Genomic DNA, 24,037 nt, shown 5'->3' with positions numbered 1-24,037 from the left:
AAATTGAGAAATTTAAAGAAGATGTGCTTAAGGGATTTTATGAAAACGCTGTTTTAAGAGATATTTTTCGACATTATGGTCTTCTAGAAAAGGTTCTTGATGCATCAACAAAAGGCGAAAAAGCTCGATTTGGTATCAATACTGTTGCGGACAAAGCAATGTTTTTTGAAGATTGGTATATATTTTTTGACAATCCGGGGATTGAATTCGGACGTGGTATTGCTGCTAGAGAGGATTTACACCTCTTTAATGAAATAGTAAGAGATTGCAAAGAAGTTTTAAGGGAAGATTTTGATAAGGCGCTTCTTCAATCTAAAAATTTAGAAGATATCATAATACTTGTACCAAATACAGCTGTGTGGTATCTCTTAAAAGAGCCTAAAAATTTCAAACCTTACTGGTATGAAGATGCTGATAGACTTGAAGTAAAAGGTTTTAGTGGCTGGTATGATTTTAACGGTCGATCAATTCCTGTGTTCGAAATATATCTCCGCCAAGTGGATAACCAGATTTTAATTTTAGACAAAACAAAGCTTGGAAAGATTATTCAGCTTTCGCCGCTTAATGAGGGAGAAGAGGGAAAACTTATTGAAGATATTTTCTATATGGATATCCAGGCGTTTTCAGAAAACAAGGAATTAATGGAACAATTTATCAAAACTCCGCCAAAATGGTTGGTAGAGATAGTCGACGAACAAAAGCAGAAAGAATATTTACAAGAGCGTGTACTTATACGTATTTTTGAAAGATTTGAGCTTAAAAAACATCAGGATTTCGAAGGGTATAAATTGTCTTTAAAATAAGATAATCGTTTTAGGTTTTAAATTCTACATTTTAATAGAGCAATATTTTAACGCCACGATTGGATCTAATTTTGCTAGGGAATGCTCACATAAAGAAGGAGATAGGGGCAACAGTTATCCTGGGAAGAGGCAGAACGGTCACGGCGGATAGCAGTTTATACTGAAGGGAGCAGTAAAGTTACACCAGGCCGTTTAAATGAATTATAAAATTGGGCAGTTGAAATCCTGGGTAGGTTTAATAAGGCATTCTGCCCGAGCATTAAAAATTTAGAACTGAAAGAAAGTCTCTAGAGGACTTAGCCCTTACGGGAGGAATAAATGGACCGGAGGGATTTTTATGGGAATTTGTGCTTATTGAGGAATCTAACTAAGTTTGTAGCTTTAGCTTGGTAGCTTTATGTGGTATGATAAGTTAAAAGGGGGTTTTTAACGATGTCCAAAAATACACATAAACTCTGCATTATAGACCAATTTGAAGGCGACTGGGCAGTTATTGAGTACGGGGAAAAATTCTTTAACTTTCCAAAAGAGCTTCTCACGAAAGATGCAAAAGAAGGCGATATACTTAAATTCAATGTAGAAGTAGACACTGAAGAAACCATAAAGCGCAAAAAAGCTATTGAAGACCTTGCAAAAGATTTATTTGTAGATGAATAATGATATTAAAAGTTTTATTATTGTAATTTATTGTAATATTAACGATTTCATTTTTCATATTGCTCCATGATTTAGAAGTAGGAATAGATTTAGAATTTAAAGTACGCAAATAATTGTAAAAAGAATAGCAAATAGATTAAATATTTTATTATCGATTGTATAAGAAATTGCATTTTATTTACGTGTTAGGCGTGTTACAATAAGTTCAAAAAGCAGATAAATAACTGAGATAAAATAATCAAAAGGAGAACTTAACTTATAAATTGTATACTAACGTTTGCGACTGTAAGAGTTTTGAGGTGAAAATTATGAATGGATATTATTTACTAACTGGTTATATTGTTTTTTCTCATGATGTTGAAACAAAAATTAAAGGTAAGACTAACAAGAGTAAAATAAACAAGGATGAAATTTATAGAAGCAATAAACAAACTCCCGAAAATTATACATTTTTAGACTTAAATCAGAGTACTAAAATTCATATTGCTTATCACAAATCATGGCATGGTTTCTTGGGAAATTTTGTTATAGAAAGTGATAGCATGGCGGAAGCCTATTATCTAGCTGATATAATAAGAGTATTTTACAGTGTATTTTATGGTTGGATACCTCCGGAGACAATAAGTAATTTTTATTTAAAAAATAAGTAATATTCCAGATGCAAAATGGACAACTGAGGATATAAACAATGTAACTATGGATGAAGATATAAGTATGGCAAATCTTAAATCAATAGATACTGGAGTAGAGTTAACAAAAGAAAGTTTAGAAGATTTGAAAAACTTTATTTCTAGAATTTATCTTAATGACGATTTATGCGAAAGTCTCAATCATTTATTAGAAAGTAGATTTCTTTTTAATTGTTTTATGACAAATAGCTATTATGAATATCATTACAAATATGATAGAACTGAGATGCCTGAGTGGTTAAAAGAGAAGATGTTTTACGAAAATAGGTATAGATATCAAACAGCTTTTGTTTCTGCATTTAAAGGAATTGAAAGTTTTTTTAGGGTAAATGATTTTAGGAAACATGAAATAGAAAAACTGTTTAATAATATTGATTATAACGATATTAGTTTTGATACAGTTTATAAAAGACGTTTTGAAATATTTTCTGGAGAGACTGAAGAAGTAAGATATGGAGAACTCTTAGTACATTTTCTTAAATTGAGAAATGCTGTTGCTGCACACCATAATAAAAAACCACCCGTCATTATCACTGAAGATAATATATGTGAAATACAAAACTTTTTGGTAGAATTAATAAGTAAAGCATTAACCAGCTAAATTTATTTTAGTAATTCGTGAGTTATGAAAACACAACATTACCTAAAAAGAGAGGTAGCAAATCATGCTGAAAAAATTACTTTTATTATCTTTAATTTTTATTTTCCTATTTGCCTTTGCTGGCTGCTCAAGTACAACAAATACAGAACAACAGTCAAAATCAGCACAAACACAACAAGTAAGCAATGTCCAGACACAACAAACAAATACGCAAGAGGTCAATCAGGCAACACAGCAGCAGTCTAATGAAAATACAAATAGATCAGTATCTAATAAGCTCATAGTTAGTTTCATAGATGTAGGACAGGGAGACAGCATATTCATTCAAACACCATCAGGCAAAACAATGCTGATAGACGCAGGAGTACCCGAAATGGGCAGCAAAGTAGTGGACTACATAAAAAGCCGTGGAGTCAACAAAATAGATATACTTATCGGCACACACCCTCATGCAGATCACATTGGTGGCATACCCGCAGTGATAGAAAACTTTGAAATAGGCAAATTTTACATGCCTAAAGTAACAACAACCACAAAAACATTTGAAAATGTCTTAAGAGCAGCAAAAGCAAAAGGCCTCTCAATAAGCGTTGCAAAAGCCGGAGTTACACTTGACTTGGGTGAAGAAATAAAAGCTAAAATGCTTGCACCAAACAGTACTCACTATGATGATTTAAACAACTACAGCGCAGTAATTAAAGTAACATATGGAAACACGGCATTTATGTTTACAGGTGACGCAGAAAAGGAATCAGAACAAGAAATGTTGAGCAAAGGATATGACTTGAAAGCAGATGTATTAAAAGTAGGACATCATGGAAGCTCTTCAGCTTCAACATGGGCATTTTTAAAAGCAGTCAATCCAAAATATGCCGTAATTTCAGTTGGCAAAAACAACGACTATGGCCATCCACACAAAGAAACAATGGAAAAGTTAAAATCGCTGGGCGTGATAGTATACAGGACAGACCAATGTGGAACAGTCGTTGCTACCAGTGACGGCAAGACAATATCATTCAACGTCAAGCCGGGAGATTACACAGCCGGTAGCAGCGGAAATAAAAGTACGTCAAGTATATCTTCAGCAAAGACTTTTGTCAGCGATTCAAATCAGAATTTGCCGTACGGTTATTATGGAGAACCAGGGAAAGTGTATGTTGATTCCAATGGGAGAGGATTAATCAAGGGCAACATCAACAGCAAGGGCGAGAAAATCTATCATATTCCAGGCGATCCGTGGTATGACAGAACAAAAGCAGAAGCATGGTTTAAGACAGAAGCAGAAGCACAGGCTGCAGGATTTAGACCGCCAAAAAGGTGAATTATAAATATACGGAATTTTTATTATGGCTATGGCGGTATAAATAAAAAATTAGGAAAATATAAAAAAGAAGGATTTTGAGAAGTTATGTAGAAATAACAGATATAAATATCAAAATAACACAAAAGCAGATTGCATAAAATCAACTTTTGCTTTTGAATATTTTGTGAGGAGTAAACTATTAATCAAAAATTATTTTTCTAAAAACAAGAACTAGGTTACAATATAATGAAATAGTCTAACTGCAAGTTTATTAATTGAGGTGAAAGATATGAGCGGTAAAGATTCAGAACTTGTTTTTAGAAATCTAAATTTAACACTTGAACAATTTGAAAATTGTTTAAATAACATATGTGTAGATAATAATATTTTTATAGAAGAAAAAGAAAGCAAAAATAATGGTAAAGAAATTCATTATAAGGTATTCAAGAACTTAATTAGAGTTTATGTTACAAAAAAAGGATTAACAATTGATTGTTCCATCTGTCGCGATGAAAATTTAAGGCAAATTATTAGTAATGAATTAAAAAAATACTTAATAATGTTGATATAGTAGAAAACAAAAGTTATACTTATAAAAATAGAACAAAAGATGAAATTGAGGCTGTTAAGAAAAATCTTAAAAATTGTTTCAATAGAAATGAATATAGCTTTAATATTCGACGAGATGATGTAAAGGAGATTATAGAAATTAAAGATAAAGTAAGCAACGAAAAAATAATAATAAGTCTATTCAACACGGGAACCATAATGATACAAGGAGCATATTACATTTTATGGCAGGATGTTGCGAAAGTAATTGAAGAAAACCTAAATAATTTTAGTGTATCTGAAACAATAAATAGAATTTTATTTAAAGAAAAAGAAAAAGAAGAAGTTAATTTCGAAGAATATAGAAATGAAATTAAAAAAATACTTGGGACCGATGCTTTCGATTATCTTGAAGAAATTGACAGAACTTATTTAACTTCATCTTGTTATCTTGTTAAAAATGAAATTAAACTACCTGAATATTCTCCAGTAATAATGCCGTTATTTAAAGGATTTGAAGGATATTTCAGAAAAATAATATATGATTTAGATTTTTATCCAAAAGCTAAAATAGATAAATATTGGAGAATCGGTAATATTTTTGATAGAGGAAAAGGAGTTATGAAAGATCAATTTAAAGATAAAATTAATAACGAGATAATTATAAATCAATTAGAAGAACTATTTGGGTTTATAAAACAAAGAGACGATATTTTTCATAGTGGAATTCCTACTTTTATTTACGTAGATGATTTTGAAGATGCCGTTGAATACTACAAAAACGTGCTAAATATCATACATTCCTCATATAAAAAAATTAAACAGTTTCTCATATAACAGGATTTAACCAATTGATTTATAAGAAGGTGGTAAAAATGTTAGAAAATAAAATAAAAAGTAAAAAAGAAACCATAAAACTGGTCAATAAATACGGCGAATCTTTTGGCAATGCATATATTCATATAAAAATAAATAATTTTAAAAAGTGTTTAATTGTGGAATCTGATAATAAAACAAATCCAGCTGAATATGTTATGGATATTTTTGAATTTGTAAAGCCTTTTATAATTAATAACAAAAATGTTCATGTATATTTGGATTTGTCAAATTATTATGGAATAAACAACAGCAGCTGGTTGTATGAATGGATCTTTAAAATAAACAATAATCAATTAATAGAAACTGATTTCATCAGGATAGATAAATGGTCAAAGTTATCTGATAAAATGGATTATGCTATTTTGCAGGATTATTTATTTGAGAAATTCCATCATTAGAACATCTTTATTATAGGTTCTTCTTGAAAAACCGCAAAATTAACTACATTCAAAAGGTAAAGAGAGCTTCAAAAACGAGGCTCTTTTTTATTTTATCAGCGGTACGGATTTTTCATTTTCGCTTTGCTCAAAACAAAAATCCGAATAAATTAGAGCACGTCTGCGAAGCAGAGGTGCTTTTTTGTTTGCCCCCGCACGAGAAATTATAAGCCTGCTCGCCTTTCGGTCAAGGGGCAAGCCCTGCCGGGTCGGTGAGCATATCCTCCCTCGCTGGCGCTCGGTCCGGTATCCCTCCCCGACCCCTTGACCTTCGGCTCGCAGGCCGTTTTGTTTTAACTGCCGGGGGCAAACAAAATCAAAATGAAAAAGTCTGTGAAGGAGGTGAAAGCAGGCAGAGGCGAAAATAAAGATGTTCCATGAATGTAAAGCAATTACAAAAATAAAAAATGCGGGGAGGAAGAAAAAATGAGTGCAAAAAAAATGGCTGAGGAAATAAGAAAAAGGCTTAAAAATCACGGTATAACATCGAGGCAGGTGAGTGTTAGAGCAAAGACATACACATTTGATGAAGCTATTGATGTTAGAATTAAGGATTTATCAGTCTCTAAAAAGCTCGTTGAAACTATTGCTGAAGAGTATAAATACATCAGATGGGATGAGTTTACTAACGAGATACTAAACGGCGGCAACATTTATGTAAGTGTAGACTTCGATTATGAAGCACTGAGAAAAAAAGCTAAAGAATTTACAGAGGTGGCTAAAAGAATATTAAAGGAAAGAAACAAATACAAGGAAAATGAATTAATGAGGCTGGCAGAAAAAGATGATTTAGTAGTATTATATCAGCCTTATCACAACGGCACTTATCCTCATGTTAGATTATGTAAAATAAGTAAGGACAGCTGCCTTTTAGACAATCTTGAAAGCTATTATGCAGTTGATGAAAATTCACTGAGTGAGGCTTTAGCAATCTTATCATATCAGTACGGCTTCGATTTTACCAAAACAAACTCTTAAAGATTTAAACTTGAATTCGGCAAGTAGCAAGCAAATTAAAAATTCAATTTCCATGAATGTAAAAAAACAGGTGTTTTGTTATAAGTTTTGCACTTTGATAACTGCATATTTACATTGAAAGAATAAAAGCTATATCGTTTTTTACAGTTAATTTACTCTTTTAAGGTATAGCAAAGCTAACCGTCTATTTGATATGGCGGTTTCTATCATTTGGTGTATTTTTTGGTATATTCTATGTGTTTACTATGTTAAGCAAAATACCATTAGTGCTTTTCGTATATACGTTATCACAGTTTTAAGAAACGGATTATTAGGATAACGTATATGCCTATAACGTCCTTTCCCAACAAGATTACCAGGTACATTATATACTATTCGCCTTATTGTGGTTCTCTCATGATGCCTCATAAACTCTGGCAAGATAGTCCCCTTGAACCAATTGTGGAGATTGTAAGCGATCATTTTGATAAGCAAAAATATTTCGTTGCAAAATTTGTTTCTTTGACTGTTTTGATCAAAAGCAAATCCTTCTTTTAGTTCATCTATTTTGTTTTCAATGTCGCAGCGTTGGTTGTATTCATGAAATATCTCTTCAGGTGTCATGTACTCAATGTTTGTTACTATAGCTTGATATTCATATTTGAATTCCTCTATATCTATACAAATCTGCCCTGTTTTGGGCTGTGGCAGTTTTTTGCGTATAATCACAATTCTGCGTACTTTATCCCATTTAGGCATTTTTGCATATATTTCATTTACACTAAAGGTTTTATCTATTTCAGTCCAAGGATAAAGGTGTTCTCTTTGATTGACATAGTCTATAAAGCATCTGATCCATGCCTGATTTTTAGCTTTCATTACATATTCATAATCTTTAGATTCAAAATACAGCATATTATCGTAATCAAATGCTCCACGGTCAACGCGTACTCGCTTAATTATCCAATTTTCAGGAAGCTGTTCTTCGCAAGATTTTACAAAATCTAAGAAACCATGATTTGTGTGATGCTTACCTTCTTCAAGAGTAACATTAACAAGTTCATCAGTATTAGCAATAATGCCGATTTTCTCTTTGAAAGATGGTCGACCATGGTACCTTGTATAACCTACTGAAGCACCTTCCTGCTCTCCAAATATAGTACAAACTGTATCATCAAAATTCATAATGACTTCACGTTTCGTTCCTTTACATTGCAAGGAAAGCAAAGTCTTGTTAATAAGTCTTAATTCTTCAAGAGAACTTTCAGGCATGGCTTTAATTAAGTCTCTGCATACTTTTTCGCTGGGAACTTTATGTCCTTTAATTTCTGTGTATGCATTATCATATCTTAGTTGGTCCATGTGAAGAAAGCGAGTATTCCCTTGGACTATAGAATCAACCATAAAGTCAATAATTTCTGCTGGTTGGAAAACAGCATTTGGTGCTTTTTTAAAGGATAATATGCTTGAAAGAATTCTACTAAAGCCAATTTTTTCTTTAAATGCTTGTATTTATGTGAAAGTTACATTGTTTGATACTGTAAAATTGTCAAAAGTTGCTGGCAAAATATATTTTGAAAACCCCTTTTCTTTTGTAAGATTAAGTGTTAAACTCATACTATGGAGATTCTCCTTTCTGTTAATGTTTTTGTTTGTCACTTAAATTTTATCAGAAAAAGGGGAATCTCCATATATTTTTTGTAAAAAATTTTTCACTTAATTTAGTCCTCAAATGGCTCTATTTGAGCATTTCATAAATTCACTTGCCGAATCCAAGTTAAAAGAAGTTTTAAGAAACTTTGTGTAGAAATGCCATGATATACTGTGTTATAATTATTATGAAGAAAAATTCTCGAGATATGTGGGAAAAGGCATTCCCCTTACATGGGACACTTCGGGAAATCTCACATAAGGAAAGGGGGAATGCCGATGTGGAAAAAAGTATAATCAATCTACTAACTATGGTAACAGCAGTTGTAGGATTGTACATTGTAGTTAATGCACCCAAATCCATAACAATTAAAGTAGAAATTGCAAATTTTAAAATAGAGATAAATACAAAAAAAGAATAGGTAGCTCACATCTACCTATTCCCACATCCCACATATCTATGACATCCGAAGTGTCCCTTCATTTATTATTATACCACATCTTTTAGAAATTAAAAGGGGGAAACAAAAATATTGACCGTTTTTTTAAGTATTATAACTGCATTAATAGTATTTATTGCTTCTTGTGTGCTCTTCAATATTAACTTTGATTACAAAAGTAAATTTTTAAAGATTTCTATAAAAACAGAAAAAGATTCTTGATGATAATGATAGAATAAAAGTACGTTCAAAGTTGAGAGCGATTCGCCGCTACCAATTTTTTCCATAAAAACTATTGTTTTTTTATATCCTATCAAAGTAATGTGTGGATATTTTTTTAATTAAAAATACTTGATTCAGTGAAAAAAGTATGTTATTATATATACAGGTGATGGCAAATGAAACTAAGGATAGGAAACAAGGAACTTATAAAAGATATTAATCGCTCTTTAGTAATAAATGAAATAAGAATGAACGGACCTATTAGCCGTACTGATATTTCAAAAAATCTTAATTTAGGATTATCTACTGTTACAAACATTGTTGAAGAATTAGAAAACCAAAATCTCGTTCATGAAGTAGGAGAGGCTGATTCTACAGGTGGAAGAAAACCTATTCTTTTGGAATTTAATTATAATTACGGATATATTATAGGCATTAAAATTGAGGAGAATAACTTGATATTTGCTTTGACAAATCTTAAAAGTGAGATTATTGAAAAGAGAGTTGTACCATTTAAAAAAGGGACAAATAGTAATACGGTATTAAACATGGTGGTTGAAAACATAGAAAAATTAATTACAAAGATTCCTTATAACAAAAATTTGATGGGTATAGGAGTCGCAGTTTCTGGTTTAGTTGATCAACAAAAAGGAAAACTTATATATTCTGGTATGTTAAATTGGAGCAATGTTGAAATTGGTAATATTTTAGAAAATAAATTTAACGTTCCTGCATACATTGATAATGACGTGAATGCCTATACATTAGCTGAATTGTGGTATGGACATGGAAGAGAATTAAATAATTTTATAGTGGTAACTTATGGTTCTGGTATTGGTTCAGGAATAGTAATTAATAAAAAATTGTATACTGGTGATTTTGGCGGTGCTGGAGAAATAGGACATATGGTGTTGGTTGCTGAAGGCAGAATATGTGAATGCGGACAAAGGGGTTGCTTGGAAGCATATGCTTCAGAAGATTTCATAGTAGATTATATTAGAGATAATATAAAAATGTATAGTGAAAGTAAAATAGATTTAACAGAAGATTTATCTATTGAAAAAGTCTATGAATATGCAAAAGAAGGAGATATGCTTGCGATTGATGTATTAAGGTTGTCTGCAAAATATTTGGGGTATGGTTTATTAAGCGTGATAAATCTATTAAATCCATCAACAATAATTCTTGCAGGAGAAGGAATGATTGCTAAAGATATTATTTTACCTGTTATAAATGATATTGTAAAAAATAATTTTTTCAAAATGCATGAAAAAAAAGTACAGATAAAAGTATCTGAACTTGGAGATGAAGGATGGGTGATTGGTGCTTCAACATTAGCGATTAGCAAACTTTTTGAAATACCTTTGTATGAAGGGCAAGATAATGCATTAACAGTATTTTAAGTGAGTTTAATTAATTTATTTTTAATACTTCATTCACTGAAAAAAGTTGAAGGGAGGGGTAAAGGGAACAAATTAAATAAATATTTGACTTATAAATTTGATTAATAAAAGGGGGAAATTTAGAATGAGTAAAAAGGTGATAAGTGTTTTAGTAGCAGCTATTTTGGCTTTGACATTTGTAATGGCGGGATGTAGTTCAAATAGTGGCACAAAAAAGACAACTGACAATAGTTCTGTAAACGATACCCAGAAAGTAGAACCTGTTACAATTGAATTTTGGCATACTTTCAGTGATACGGAAGATAAGATTCTAAATGAGCAAATTATCCCTGATTTTGAGCAGAAATATCCCAATATTAAAGTAAAAGCTACGCGCATGCCTTATGATGGATTAAAACAACAAGTAATATCAGCAGTTGCAGGTAATGCAACTCCAGATGTAATGAGGATGGATATAATTTGGGTACCAGAATTTGCGAAATTGGGTGCACTACAACCGGTGGATAACCTTGAGGGTTTTGATGCTATAAAAGAAAAAGCATTTAAAGGACCTATGGAAACTAACTATTTCAATGGTCATTATTATGGAATTCCTCAAGATACAAATACTAAGATAGCAATATATAATAAAACGTTATTACAACAAGCAGGATTAACAGAACCGCCAAAGACTTTTGATGAACTTGTTGCAGCTGCGGAAAAAATAAAGGGAAAAGATAGATGGGGTATAGCAATCAGTGGAACAGGACCTTGGGGAATTGCTCCCTATTTCCTCTCATTAGGAGGTAAAGTTACAGATGATAAGTATACTAAAGCAACTGGATATTTAAACAGTCCAGAAAGTGTAGCAGCATTGCAGAAATTAATAGATTTGTATAATGAAAAATTAATTGGACCATGTATTTTGGGAGGACAGCCAGATACATGGGGTGGTATGAAAGGTAATAATTATCTCATGATTGACGATGGTCCATGGTTTTACAGCATACAAGGAGATGCTGCAAAGCAATCTACAGTACCTGCTTTATTTCCGCAAGGACCTGGAGGAAGCATATCAGTTGTAGGCGGTGAAGACCTTGTTTTATTTAAAACTACTAAACATCCTAAAGAGGCATGGATTTTTATGCAATATATGTTTTCTGAAACACCTCAAAAATTGTTAGCGCAACAAGCAGGGCTTATACCGACAAATATGGATGTAGCTAATTCATCAGATGTCAGCGGTGATCCGATTATTAGCCTTTATGTTCAACAATTAAAAACTGCATGGCCAAGGACACCAAGTCCAAATTGGGGTAAGATAGACGAAACTTTAGGTCAAGCCTTTGAGAAAGTATTTAGAGGCAAAGCAACACCTCAGCAGGCGTTGGATGAAGCTGCAAAGCAAATAGATGAATTTTTGCAAAATAATTAAAATTAGTTTTGTAAGAAGGATTAGGAGTGTACTCTTAATCCTTCTTACAAAAAGGAGTTGGATTCAATGTTATCACAGTCTATATTAGAAAATAAAAGTAAAAATAACAAAAAGAATAGCCATTTTAAGCAAAAATTTAAAGAATGGTTTGAAGTTTTGCCTTTTATAGGATTAGGGTTAGTTTTATTATCTGTATTTGTTGTTTATCCACAAATAAAAAATATTTATATGGCTTTTACAAATTACAATATAATGCCAGGGCAACCCAGTGAGTTTGTAGGGTTTGCAAATTTTATGAGAGCGTTTCACAGTGAAAAATTTTGGTTAGCTTTTAGAAATACGGTTTTATATGGAGTTGTTACAGTACCTGGTCAAATGGCGATAGGGCTTATTGTTGCAGTTTTAATTAACAATGTAATCAAAGGGAAAAATTTATATAAAGTTATGATATATATACCTGTAATTACTTCCTGGATAGTTGTTTCATTAATTTTTAAATATTTATTTACAGATGGTAAAGAAGGTCTAATTAATTATGCATTGTTGAAGCTACATTTAATTTCTAATCCTATTTCCTGGCTTCAGAATACATGGACAGCTAACTTTGTAATCTGGGTTCTTGGCATATGGAAGGGTATAGGATGGGTAATGGTTATATACTTGGCAGCACTTCAAGGTATACCAAATGAGCTGTACGAAGCTGCTGAAGTAGACGGGGCTAACCCTGTTCAAACGTTTTTTAAGATTATTATACCGTTAATAAAACCTACCACTTTTTTTATATTGATAAATCTAATTATAGGTGCATTTGGAGTATTTATACAAGTTATGATGATAACAAATGGTGCTCCACTTGGTACAACGGATGTGCTTTTGAATTATATGTATAATAGGGCATTTTCAGATTTTGAATTCGGATATGCATCTGCAATTAGTGTAATAATTGGTATAGTAATTATGGCTATAACTTTGTTACAAAAAAGACTCTTGAAGTATGATGAGTTTAATTATTAAAAAGGGGCAATATTTATGGTTAAAAGCAAATTTGGTCAACTTATTATTCATATTTTGCTATTGATTTGTTCTGCTGCCATGGTTATTCCTTTTATGTACATGGTAGCTACAGCTTTGACACAAGATACGTATGTTATGCCATATCCTCCTATTTTAATACCAAAATCTTTATACTTAGGCAATTTTATAGAGGCGTGGAATGCTAACAATTTCGAAAGATACTTTTTAAATAGCTTATTTCTCGCAATAACGAATACAATATTGTCTCTCTTTATTTCTACCTTATCAGCATATGGGTTTGCAAGGTTCAATTTTCCTGGCAAAAATTTAATTTTTAATATCTATCTTTTTACAATGATGGTACCAGGAGTTTTAAACATTGTAGCACAATATACGGTTATTAATGGAATGCATCTTGTTGACACATATACAGGACTTTTACTCCTGTATGTAGGAGGAGGAATTGCAGGAAATACATTTTTTTTGAAGGGCTTTTTTGAACAGATACCAAGAGAATTGGAAGAGTCAATTATTATTGATGGAGGTTCTAGGTGGACTATATACAGACACATAATACTGCCACTTTCAAAACCTGCATTAGCAACTTTTGCAATTTTTGCTTTTTCAGGTACATGGGATGAGTTTTTCACTGCATTGACATTAATAAAGACCCCAATAAAAAGAACATTGCCCATTGCGATAAGAATGTTTCAGGGACAGTTTGCAACAAAATGGGGACTTGTATTTGCAGCATCATTGATAGCTGTTATACCAATAATTTTAATATTTATCATATTCCAAAAGTATTTTATAAGGGGAGGTATCCAAGAAGGAGCTTTGAAAGGTTGAGCATAATAGAGTTTCATAAATATGGGAGAGGATTAAAAATTGAGTAAAAAGATTATTGCGTTAATATTAATAATATCAACTGCTATATTTGGAGCACTCTACATGTATAGAAATATTTTTAGTTTTAAAGATGACAATAATATAGTAGCTTTAACAAAAGGCAAACTAATAAGCGATGTATATACAGATAAAGCAAGATATTATCCAAGTGATAAAGTAACCGTAAAGATAGAATTGAATAATGAACTACAAGAAGATTTTCGTGGAACGATTTATATTTTTTATAAACATCTTGAGAGTATTGTGGGGAAAGCAAAAATACAAGTAAATATAAAAAGTGGTCAGAAAAAACAATTGAATATATTTTGGGAAGCTCCAAAAGATGATTTTAAAGGATATTTAGTGGAAGTCTATGCCGTAAAAGGAAATAAAGCAATAGATAACAAGAATACTGCTGTGGATGTTTCTTCTGATTGGTCAAAATTCCCAAGATACGGATATATAGCTAATTTTCCGGAACAGAGTAAGGAAAAATCTGCCCTTATTATTGAAGTCCTTAATAAATATCATTTAAACGGATTATTGTTTTATGACTGGCAATACAAACATAACAAGCCGTTAGCCGGGACAGTTGAAAACCCAGATCCAAAATGGAAAGACATAGCAAACAGGGATATCTATGGCCAGACAGTTAAGGACTACATTGAACTTGCTCATTCTAAAAACATGATGGCTGCAAATTATAATCTTATGTATGGAGGATATTTCGATTATGTAAAAGACGGGGCGAAACCAGAGTGGGGTCTTTATAAAGAGCCCAATCATGAAGAACAAGATAACCACCCTCTTCCACATACATGGGCGACAGATAGATTGTACCTTTTTAATCCTGAAAATAAGGATTGGCAAAATTACATTTTTAGTGCTGAAAAAGATGTTTTTATGGTTTATAACTTTGATGTATGGCATGTCGATACATTAGGGCCGAGAGGCACAGTTTATGACTACAAAGGGAATCCGGTAGAACTATCTATGACATATGCAGATTTTTTAAACAATGCGAAAAAGGTATTAGGGAAAAGAATAGTATGCAATACTGTAAATGAATATGGTCTTATTAATGTTGCGTCTGGTGCTGACGTAGACTTTTTATATGTGGAAATTTGGCCGCCGGCAAGAGCTCATTATAACTTTTTAAAACAAACTGTCGATAATGGATATAATTATTCTGATGGCAAGAAAGCCACCGTTGTAGCTGCGTATATGAATTATGGCATTGCAAATAGAAGTGGTGAATTTAATGAACATAGTGTAAGACTTACTGATGCTGCAATATTTGCTGCTGGTGGCGACCACATTGAGCTTGGTGATACGGGAATGCTTTCAAAAGAGTATTTTCCGTCAGCAAATTTAAAAATGTCGGAATCACTTGTAAAAGCTATGAGAAATTACTATGACTTTTTAACAGCATATGAAAATTTGTTAAGAGATGGGCTTAAAGAATCAGATAACAAAATAGAAATACCTGGAGTTGAGATAAGTAATAACGGTTCAGCACGAACAGTATGGACATATGCGAAACAAAAAGAAGGGTATGATGTTATACACATGATAAATTTACTTGGTATTGAGGTTTCGAATTGGAGAGATGATCTAGGGAATTATAGTGCGCCACCTATAATAAAAGATTTTAAGGTGAAGTATTACTTAAAAGATGATAATATTAAAAATGTTTATCTTGCTTCACCAGATATTAATAATGGTAAGGTTATGAAACTTCAATTTAAAAAGAAGGAAGATAGTAAAGGTAAATATCTGGAAATATCTGTTCCTGAACTGCAATACTGGGACATGATATTTATTAAAAAATAATTTTTGGAGGAATTGAAATGGAGAATTTGGTAGAAAAGAGTATTAAAATTATTAAAAATAATCAATCAGAATATGGTTCATTTATAGCATCACCTTCATTCCCAACATATCATTTCAGTTGGTTGAGAGATGGCAGTTTCATTGCGTATTCTATGGATTTAGTGGAGCAGTATGCTGAAGCAAAGAAATTTTATCGTTGGCTAAATGAAGTGATAATAAGATATAGTTATAAAGTGGATAAAATTATAGAGAAAATAAAAAATGGCAATAAACTTGAACCGAATGACTTTCTTTATGCGCGATATACGCTGGAAGGTTATGAAGAGAAAGATAGTGGATGGGGTAATTTTCAACTTGATGGATATGGCACATGGCTTTGGGGATTATCAGAACATATAAAAATTACAGGTAAGACGGAACTCATAAATGATTTTTTCAAAAGCATAGATATTACAATTAAATACATTGATAATTTATGGTATTATCCTAATTTTGATGTATGGGAAGAAAATAGTGATAAAATACATACCTCTACGCTAGCATGCCTTTATGGGGGACTTAATTCTATAAACAAGTATTTAAATGATGATAAAGTTAAAGAATTAGCGAATAAAATAAAAGCCTATATTTTGACAAACTGTGTTGTTGAAAATAGTTTTGTAAAATACATTGGAAGTAAGGATGTTGACAGTAGTTTGATATGGCTGGCAATACCTTTTGAAGTAGTTGATGTAAATGATGAGATATTTCTAAATACAATTAAAAGAATAGAAAAAGAACTTTTACACAATGGGGGAATGCACCGCTATAGAAAAGATACTTATTATGGTGGCGGCCAATGGATATTATTATCTGCATGGATGGGGCTTTACTATTGCAAATCAGGTGATTATAAAAAAGCGGAAGAAGTAAAAAAATGGATAGAAGAGCAAGCGGATGAAAATGGATATCTGCCAGAACAGGTACCTTATCATTTAAATAATGAAGTTTATTATCCCTATTGGGTTAATAAGTGGGGTAATATTGCAAAGCCATTATTGTGGTCACACGCTATGTATTTAGTACTTGACTATGAACTTAAAAAGGCAGGTGTACAACTTGAGGATTAAAGATGTGTATCCGTCAAAATCACAATATAGGCCTGGTGAAAAAGTTGAAATTATTGCAACATTTGAGGTAACGGATGATTTAGGTAACTATACTGTATCGTGTACTGTTTTAAATTTTCATGACATACTTTATAAAACAGAAAAAGAATTAAAATTGCATGACGAAAAAGTTGTTTTTGAGTTTAATATAGAAAAAACGAAAAAGAAATGATGGGCTTTGGGGTTGAAGTGGATTTGTACAGGAATAATGAAAAGATTAACAGTTTATCAACATCGTTTGATATTACCGAGTCATGGAAATTAGCACCGAGATACGGTTTTCTATCGGATTTTTTTGATAGAGATAAAAACGATGATAAAGATTTAGTACAGTTGAACAAATATCATATAAATGTAGTACAGTTTTATGACTGGATGTATAGACATCATGAACTGTTACCCCCGACTAATAGTTTTGCTGATCCTCTTGGTAGAAACCTATTAATTGATGTAGTAAAGCAAAAAATTAATTATGCGCATAAATTTGGTATGACAGCTATTGCTTATGGTGCTGTTTACGGTTGTGAAAAAGAATTTTATGATAAACATAAAGATTGGGCACTGTATAAAAATGATGGAACTGTTTTTGACCTTATAAATTTGATTTACATTATGGATATATCAAAGGAATCTGGATGGCATGATCACATAATATCTGAATTTTTAAAGGCTATTAAATTTGGATTTGATGGTATACACATGGACCAGTACGGTTTCCCCAAAGAGGCTTTAAGTATTGCTGGTGGTGTGAAAAAGATAAGAAGACTAAGGAATGAATTTCCTGTGTTAATTAATGACACAATGGAGTATATCGAAAAAAATGGATATAAACCTGCTTTAATTTTTAATGCTGTAAATAACTGGCCTATTGATACAGTAGCAAGTGCGAAACAGGATGTTGTATATATAGAAGTATGGCCTCCAAATGATACATATCAGGATTTATATAATTTAATTACAAATGCGAAAAAATATGCTCCTGATAAGCAGGTTATTCTTGCAGCATACATGGAGCCTTTTTCAAAAAGATCAAATGTCCCAGTAGAATATGCAGAAAATGCGACAATTATGACGATGGCTACAATATTTGCAAGTGGCGGCTTTCATCTTTTGCTTGGTGAATTAAACGGCATATTAACAGAGGCCTATTATCCTAATTATACAATGATAGACAATGAGAGATTCGTTAGAGAGCTAAGAAATTATTATGATTTCATTGTAAGATATGAAGAACTTTTATATGATTTTAATATTGTTGATAATACTATGACACATACAGGAGGAATAAATGGTGAGTATGTATTTAAAGGTACAAAGTTTTCACCAAAAGCTGAAAAGGATAGCGTATGGACTTTAATAAAAGAAAAACCGGGATATAAAATAATACATTTTATTAACTTTACTGGACTAGAAAGCACAAAGTGGAATGAAGGGAAAGAAAAGAGATCCAAAATTATAAATAATATCGAAGTTATTGCTCTTGTAGTAGAAAATGTAAAAAGTATATATTTAGCATCACCAGACATCGATTCTGGTAAACCGAAGAAACTGGATTATGAATATGTACCTCATGAACATGGGAAAGCTATTAGATTTGTTATACCACAATTAAGAGTTTGGGATATGGTTTATATAGTTTGTGAGAGTTAAACTAATATAATATTTCAAAGATAGATAAATGGGACATATTTGAGCTATTTCTTATATTTAAGCTCTCTTCATTTTATTGCTATTTTTATCTAGAAGATTAGGATAAGCACAAACCTTGTATAAAAATTTTTTTGAGAAACTGAGGTATTCCTATTTGCTACCATTGTGTAATGATGCTAACGATATAAACTTGGCGAGTTATGGTATAAAAAATGAGAGAAATTATGCGAGGTAGATATATGTATTGTCAATAAGAAGTACATATACTACATTTTTCAGTTTCATAATAAAAAAATTGAAATATTAAGTGAGAGGAATAGAGTCTGAGGAAAGTATTAGATATTATCTATTTATCTATCTAAAAACAACAATTGGTTATTATTAGTTTTCATAGGGTTCCCTTCATTTTGTTTTTGTGCGTATTTTGTGCAAAAATTCGCCAAAAACAGGGGAATTCCTTTGAAAATATATAGCAGAACCACTAATTTTATGATGACTTTGAAGTTATTCTCCGGAAACCAAAAAATAAAATGAGGAGGTGTTTTTGATTATGTTGTCTCTTTATAGAAGAAAACTCTTTATAACAATTTTAATAGTAATTTTCGTGTTGTCTAACTTTTTCACATTATTTACTTATCCTATCTCACCAGGAGTTTCTGTTGCTTATGCTGCTTCAACAGGTAATTTGATTCAACGGGTTTATACAGATAAAGCTCGATATAATCCAGGGGATCTTGTTACTATTAGTGCTGATTTAATTAATAAAACTGGTTCAACATGGTCAGGCACTTTAACTCTTCAGATTAATAAACTAGAAAGCCAAATTTACACTGCAAGTCAGTCAGTTACTCTTGCCAATGGGGATTCAACCACAATCACATTCACATGGACTGCTCCACCTACCGACTTTGTTGGTTATTATGCCGGAATTGCGGCAGGAAGTACAGATTTCAATGGAACAGGTATCGATGTAAGTTCCTCTCCGCTTCGGTTTCCTCGCTATGGTTTTATCTCAAACTTTCCTGTTTCACAGACTGTCCAGCAATCCACAGATATGGTTAAACAGATGGTGGAAGACTATCATCTTAATCTTTTTCAATTTTACGACTGGATGTGGCGACATGAGAAGCTAATTAAGCGAACCAATGGAGTTATAGATTCTACTTGGGTTGATCTTTTTGATCGCACACTTTCTTGGCAAACTATACAAAACAATGTTGCAGCAGTTCACTCCTTTAATGCTTATGCCATGGCTTACGCTATGAGTTATGCAGCTCGTGAAGGATATGAACAAATGTGGGGAATCAGCCCTACCTGGGGTATCTTTCAAGATACGGCACATCAAAGCCAGTTTAACGTGGATTTTCATAATGGCAAGTTTCTGTGGCTTTTTAATCCAGCAAATGTGAATTGGCAGAGTTGGATCATTAGTGAATACAAAGATGCTATCAATACGGCAGGTTTTGACGGCATACAGATCGATCAAATGGGGCAGCGAGACAATGTTTACGATTATACTGGCTTTTCCGTTACTTTGCCTAGTACATTCGCTCAGTTTCTTCAACAAGTTAAGTCAGAATTAGAATCTAATAATGCAAAAAAGAATGTTGTTACTTTTAATATTGTTGATGGCACAGTGAATGGTTGGGCAGCGGGAGAAATTGCTCGTTATGGTGCCAGCGACTTTGACTTCAGCGAGATTTGGTGGAAAGCTAACACATATAATGATCTCCGAAATTACATCGAATGGCTCAGGCAAAACAATGGTGGCAAGCCTGTTGTACTTGCAGCTTATATGAATTACAACCAGGAATACGGTCCAATATATGAAGCTGAATCCGCTATTCTATCAGGTGTTAGTGTCAATACAAACCATCCTGGTTATACGGGCACTGGCTTTGTCGATGGATTTGAAACGGTGGGTGATTCTATCACGTGGACAATTGACTTCCCTGAGACTGGTGATTATTCGTTTGTTTTCCGTTATGCAAATGCCACTGGTGCTACTGCTACTCGTAATGTTTATGTAGATGGACGATTGCTGGGACAAGTCTCATTTGCTAATCAGGTGAATTGGGATACTTGGGTGGCAGACGCCTGGATTCAAATAGAGGGACTTACTGCTGGTACTCATAGTGTGACATTAAAGTACGACAGTGACAATATAGGGGCTATAAACGTTGATCATTTAACTCTTGGAGAGTTTGAGGAACATTCAGTTCGATTGGCAGATGCAATGATGTTTGCTAGCGGTGCTACACACATTGAGCTTGGTGATACTAATCAGATGTTAGCGCATGAATACTATCCGAACCGTTCCAAGTCAATGCGTAATTCTCTCAAGGCAGCGATGAGAGACTACTATAGTTTTGCTACTGCTTATGAAAATTTACTCTTTGATCCTAATATAGTTCCAGCTGACCAAGGCAACCAATGGATTGCACTGACCACCGGACAACCTTTAAGCGGTAACGGAACTTCTGGTACTATTTGGCAAATGGTTAAACGCAAGTCTGATTATGATATCATACACTTGATTAACCTAATGGGTAATGATGACCAGTGGCGTAACCCAGCTGTTCAGCCTACTTTCCAAAGCAACATTGGAGTTAAATACTATCCAGGACCTAATGCTGCCGTCAGTGGCGTATATCTTGCCAGTCCGGACCTCGATCACGGCATGACCATTCCACTCATTTATACGACGGGTAATGATAGCCGAGGTAACTATATCCAGTTTACTGTGCCAAGCCTAAAGTACTGGGATATGATTTATGTAAAGCGTACGATAACCACACCGCCAGATGGACAGTATGAAGCAGAATATGCTATTAAAAGTGGCACTAACATCAATACCGATCATACAGGATATACTGGCAGCGGTTTTGTAGACAACTTTGATGCTAGTGGTAAAGGTGTATCGTTTATTATAAATGTTCCAACTAGTGATACTTACACGCTTCGATTCCGATATGGGAACGGCGGTACTACTATTGCTACGCGAAATTTATTTATTGATGGTCAGTATGCAGGTACTCTCCAATTCCGAAATCTTTATAACTGGGATGTGTGGGACACAGTGGAAACCACTGTATGGCTTTCAGCAGGTGTTCATCAAGTGGTACTTTGGTACAGTCCTGAAAATGATGGTGCTATCAATCTTGATAACCTGATTGTTCTACAACAAACTACTTCAGCAAGAACTTCAGCCCGCTCCTTTTGGATGAATAACTGGTCCAATTTGATAGGTATTCACATGGCTAGCAAATTAAGCCCGACTGATAATGGAAATTATGGTCCTCGCCTGGCTGAACTTCATTTCAGAGGCGATTGGCCTACTAATCAAATCGTAGATGCAACTGCTTTTTTCCGGGATGAAACGGATCTTACTCCCATAAAGTATACTAATGCTCATAGTTTTGATTCTGAAGCATGGTTTGAAAACGACGGGACCCTTACCGTGAGATATCTGAACTATAATGGCTCAGCCTTGCCAGTACAGATCACCAAACAATACGCTATGGTGCCTAACCAAAATTTTCTTGTGATCAAATATACTTTTTTAAACCAGACAAGTAACGCACGTACTTTAAACTTTCTAGAACAAGTTCATTTGAACAACAAAACTAGTAGCGATCCGAATCCAGGGTGGCAACACGGCTGGTGGGACGTGAGTCGAAATGCACTTGGTACTGACATGAGCCAGACTGGTCAGTTCTATATTGAATTGGGTGCTTTTCAGACTATGGATAGTTATCAGGTGGGTAATGACGCCGATTCCAATCCTAACAGTCAGACGTCATCACCGTGGTATCAGTTCGACGCCAACGGTGTTCTAAATAGGTGCGGTGATCTTTGGTCACAGAATCTTAGCATGGGTTTTCAGAAACTTATTACTGTGCCTGCTGGAGGCAGCGTAACATTGGCTTTTTATTATGCTATCGGTTCAACCCAGGAGGAAGCGGAAGCAGCAGCAGATTTAGCTCGATCTCAGACAGCTGACTACTGGTTTACCCAAACTGCTGCCGAGTATAATAATTGGCTTAACAGCGGCCAGCGGGTTAATACGTCTGATATTGGTATCAATACTGCCTTTGATCGGAGCCTCATCATAAACAAACAGGCACAACATCCGGAGTTTGGTTCTTGGCCCGCGGCTACAAATCCCTCTTATCAATACAAGGTGTGGGTTCGTGACTCGGCTGTAACGGCTATGGGAATGGATGCTGCTAATCATCTTTCTGAGGCAGAAAAGTATTGGAACTGGATGGCCTCTGTTCAAAATACAGATGGGACATGGCATACAAATTACAATGTATGGAAGGCAAATGAATGGATCTCGTTTGTGGAGCCTGAACACGATGCCATTGGACTTTTTCTCATTGGGGTTTACCAGCATTACAGTTTACTTAAATCCCGCGATCCTTCGGCAGCAACGACTTTTCTGAATAACATTTGGACGCAGGTAACCCGCGCTGGTGATTTCATCTACAAAAACATTGGTGCTTCTGGGTTTGGTCCGGCTGATGCTTCTATCTGGGAGGAGCAGGTCGAGTATAATATTTTTACTCAAGTTACTTATGCCGCAGGATTGAATGCTGGACGGTTGTTAGCCCAAGAAAAAGGTGATATTACTCGTGCAAATAACTATTTGTCGGGTGCTCAAATCATCAAGGATGCGATTCTACGATCGTTTTTGTCTTCACCACGAGGTCTCTGGAATGAATCTAATCGCTATTTTAATCGGGCGATCAATACAGACGGTACAGCGCGAACGACGGTTGATGCTTCATCGGACTTGATTTGGGTCTTTGGTCTTCTTTCACCGACTGATACTAGGATTCGAGATCACCGCATTAAGGTACTATCACGGCTGACCCATGACAGGTACGGCATTGCTCGATATGAAAACGATGAGTTCTATTATTCTAGTCCATATAGCCCCGGTGGACAGTATGAGGCTGGCGCAGCCGAACCAGTTTGGCCACAAATGACTATGTACGCATCTATGATTGAGCATTGGAGGGGTGATGATGCCACTGCACTGGCTCGGCTTAAGTGGTATGTCAGCCGAACTGCTCGTGGCTATGTCACACCCGGTGAAGCTGTGGACTGGACCAATGGTCAACCGCTTATCAGTACGGCAGTTGAACCAGTGACGGGCTCCTGGTTTCAGATGGCGGTTCTTACTTACTCAAACCAGTTTGATCCACGATTACCTGATTTTTAAATCTATTGCTGAGAATGATAAGTTTGATTTTTATAAGATTAAATATTTTCTGACTCTAGACGCGAAAGGGAATTAAAAGATAAAATGATATATTAGATGAAATTTTTACAAGTGAATAATGTAAAGTACAAAAATTGGAAAATAAAGGTATATACAAGGTTTCTCTTCCTCATAGTATATACAAGGGAGAGAAGCCTTATTTTTAAATTCAACACAAAATAAGAAAAATGAAGAAAAGATTTAAAGTTAAAATTTCGGATTGCTAAATTA

General features: G+C 33.8%; 19 protein-coding genes and 2 pseudogenes. 20 read left to right on the top strand and 1 reads right to left on the bottom strand.

Annotation, left to right across the window (positions count from 1 at the left end):
* Positions 1-23: 23 nt before the first annotated feature.
* The 10 genes and pseudogenes from THESIDRAFT1_RS04395 to THESIDRAFT1_RS04355 all read left to right on the top strand — a co-directional run bounded on the left by THESIDRAFT1_RS04395 (position 24) and on the right by THESIDRAFT1_RS04355 (position 6,896).
* The gene (locus THESIDRAFT1_RS04395; protein ID WP_006569637.1) at positions 24-803 is read left to right on the top strand and encodes a hypothetical protein; all 780 of its coding nucleotides are present in this window, start codon (positions 24-26) and stop codon (positions 801-803) included.
* Positions 804-1,235: 432 nt separating this feature from the next.
* Positions 1,236-1,460: a DUF3006 domain-containing protein gene (locus THESIDRAFT1_RS04390; RefSeq protein ID WP_006569636.1), complete on the top strand. Its 225-nt coding sequence runs from the start codon at positions 1,236-1,238 to the stop codon at positions 1,458-1,460.
* 308 nt (positions 1,461-1,768) lie between these two features.
* The gene (locus THESIDRAFT1_RS04385; RefSeq protein ID WP_006569635.1) at positions 1,769-2,110 is read left to right on the top strand and encodes a hypothetical protein; all 342 of its coding nucleotides are present in this window, start codon (positions 1,769-1,771) and stop codon (positions 2,108-2,110) included.
* Between the two features lie 46 nt (positions 2,111-2,156).
* Positions 2,157-2,750 (top strand): hypothetical protein, encoded by a 594-nt coding sequence (locus THESIDRAFT1_RS04380; protein ID WP_006569634.1) that lies wholly within the window; start codon positions 2,157-2,159, stop codon positions 2,748-2,750.
* 64 nt (positions 2,751-2,814) lie between these two features.
* A pseudogene (locus THESIDRAFT1_RS04375) lies at positions 2,815-3,801 on the top strand (ComEC/Rec2 family competence protein); the annotation flags it as partial.
* Between the two features lie 99 nt (positions 3,802-3,900).
* Complete coding sequence (locus THESIDRAFT1_RS15085; RefSeq protein WP_483027939.1) at positions 3,901-4,071, top strand: sunset domain-containing protein; 171 nt, start codon at positions 3,901-3,903, stop codon at positions 4,069-4,071.
* A gap of 271 nt (positions 4,072-4,342) precedes the next feature.
* Positions 4,343-4,624, top strand: a complete 282-nt coding sequence (locus THESIDRAFT1_RS04370; protein WP_039929160.1) for a hypothetical protein — start codon at positions 4,343-4,345, stop codon at positions 4,622-4,624.
* A 197-nt stretch (positions 4,625-4,821) separates the two neighbouring features.
* Entirely contained in the window at positions 4,822-5,439 is a 618-nt protein-coding gene (locus THESIDRAFT1_RS12915) for a hypothetical protein (protein ID WP_244262750.1), read from the top strand.
* 14 nt (positions 5,440-5,453) lie between these two features.
* Positions 5,454-5,879: a hypothetical protein gene (locus THESIDRAFT1_RS04360; protein ID WP_208854064.1), complete on the top strand. Its 426-nt coding sequence runs from the start codon at positions 5,454-5,456 to the stop codon at positions 5,877-5,879.
* A gap of 465 nt (positions 5,880-6,344) precedes the next feature.
* Positions 6,345-6,896: a hypothetical protein gene (locus THESIDRAFT1_RS04355; RefSeq protein ID WP_006569631.1), complete on the top strand. Its 552-nt coding sequence runs from the start codon at positions 6,345-6,347 to the stop codon at positions 6,894-6,896.
* A gap of 243 nt (positions 6,897-7,139) precedes the next feature.
* Here the strand turns inward: THESIDRAFT1_RS04355 and THESIDRAFT1_RS04350 are convergent.
* Positions 7,140-8,492, bottom strand: a pseudogene (locus THESIDRAFT1_RS04350) (IS1380 family transposase).
* A gap of 314 nt (positions 8,493-8,806) precedes the next feature.
* Here THESIDRAFT1_RS04350 and THESIDRAFT1_RS13365 point away from each other — a divergent pair.
* The 10 genes from THESIDRAFT1_RS13365 to THESIDRAFT1_RS04310 all read left to right on the top strand — a co-directional run bounded on the left by THESIDRAFT1_RS13365 (position 8,807) and on the right by THESIDRAFT1_RS04310 (position 23,767).
* Positions 8,807-8,947, top strand: a complete 141-nt coding sequence (locus tag THESIDRAFT1_RS13365; RefSeq protein ID WP_004398757.1) for a hypothetical protein — start codon at positions 8,807-8,809, stop codon at positions 8,945-8,947.
* A 416-nt stretch (positions 8,948-9,363) separates the two neighbouring features.
* On the top strand, positions 9,364-10,590 hold the full coding sequence (locus tag THESIDRAFT1_RS04345; RefSeq protein WP_006569630.1) for an ROK family transcriptional regulator: 1,227 nt from the start codon (positions 9,364-9,366) through the stop codon (positions 10,588-10,590).
* Positions 10,591-10,714: 124 nt separating this feature from the next.
* Positions 10,715-12,004 carry an extracellular solute-binding protein gene (locus THESIDRAFT1_RS04340; RefSeq protein ID WP_006569629.1) on the top strand — a complete coding sequence of 430 codons (1,290 nt, stop codon included), beginning with the start codon at positions 10,715-10,717 and terminating at the stop codon, positions 12,002-12,004.
* A 66-nt stretch (positions 12,005-12,070) separates the two neighbouring features.
* Entirely contained in the window at positions 12,071-13,018 is a 948-nt protein-coding gene (locus THESIDRAFT1_RS04335) for a carbohydrate ABC transporter permease (RefSeq protein WP_006569628.1), read from the top strand.
* 15 nt (positions 13,019-13,033) lie between these two features.
* On the top strand, positions 13,034-13,867 hold the full coding sequence (locus tag THESIDRAFT1_RS04330; protein ID WP_003868296.1) for a carbohydrate ABC transporter permease: 834 nt from the start codon (positions 13,034-13,036) through the stop codon (positions 13,865-13,867).
* 39 nt (positions 13,868-13,906) lie between these two features.
* On the top strand, positions 13,907-15,739 hold the full coding sequence (locus tag THESIDRAFT1_RS04325) for a glycoside hydrolase family 66 protein (protein ID WP_006569627.1): 1,833 nt from the start codon (positions 13,907-13,909) through the stop codon (positions 15,737-15,739).
* A 17-nt stretch (positions 15,740-15,756) separates the two neighbouring features.
* Entirely contained in the window at positions 15,757-16,848 is a 1,092-nt protein-coding gene (locus THESIDRAFT1_RS04320; protein WP_006569626.1) for a glycoside hydrolase family 15 protein, read from the top strand.
* A complete protein-coding gene (locus THESIDRAFT1_RS15080) occupies positions 16,838-17,059 on the top strand; it encodes a hypothetical protein (protein ID WP_244262749.1) in 222 nt (73 codons plus the stop codon). Before THESIDRAFT1_RS04320 ends, THESIDRAFT1_RS15080 begins: the two co-directional genes overlap by 11 nt.
* Before the next feature lie 23 nt (positions 17,060-17,082).
* Positions 17,083-18,537: a glycoside hydrolase family 66 protein gene (locus THESIDRAFT1_RS04315; RefSeq protein ID WP_244262748.1), complete on the top strand. Its 1,455-nt coding sequence runs from the start codon at positions 17,083-17,085 to the stop codon at positions 18,535-18,537.
* Between the two features lie 550 nt (positions 18,538-19,087).
* Positions 19,088-23,767 carry a glycoside hydrolase family 66 protein gene (locus tag THESIDRAFT1_RS04310; protein WP_006569624.1) on the top strand — a complete coding sequence of 1,560 codons (4,680 nt, stop codon included), beginning with the start codon at positions 19,088-19,090 and terminating at the stop codon, positions 23,765-23,767.
* Positions 23,768-24,037: the final 270 nt, after the last annotated feature.

The sequence above is a fragment of the Thermoanaerobacter siderophilus SR4 genome, assembly GCF_000262445.1.
GTDB classification, from domain to species: Bacteria; Bacillota; Thermoanaerobacteria; order Thermoanaerobacterales; family Thermoanaerobacteraceae; genus Thermoanaerobacter; species Thermoanaerobacter ethanolicus.
This window is presented reverse-complemented; position numbering and strand designations above follow the sequence as displayed.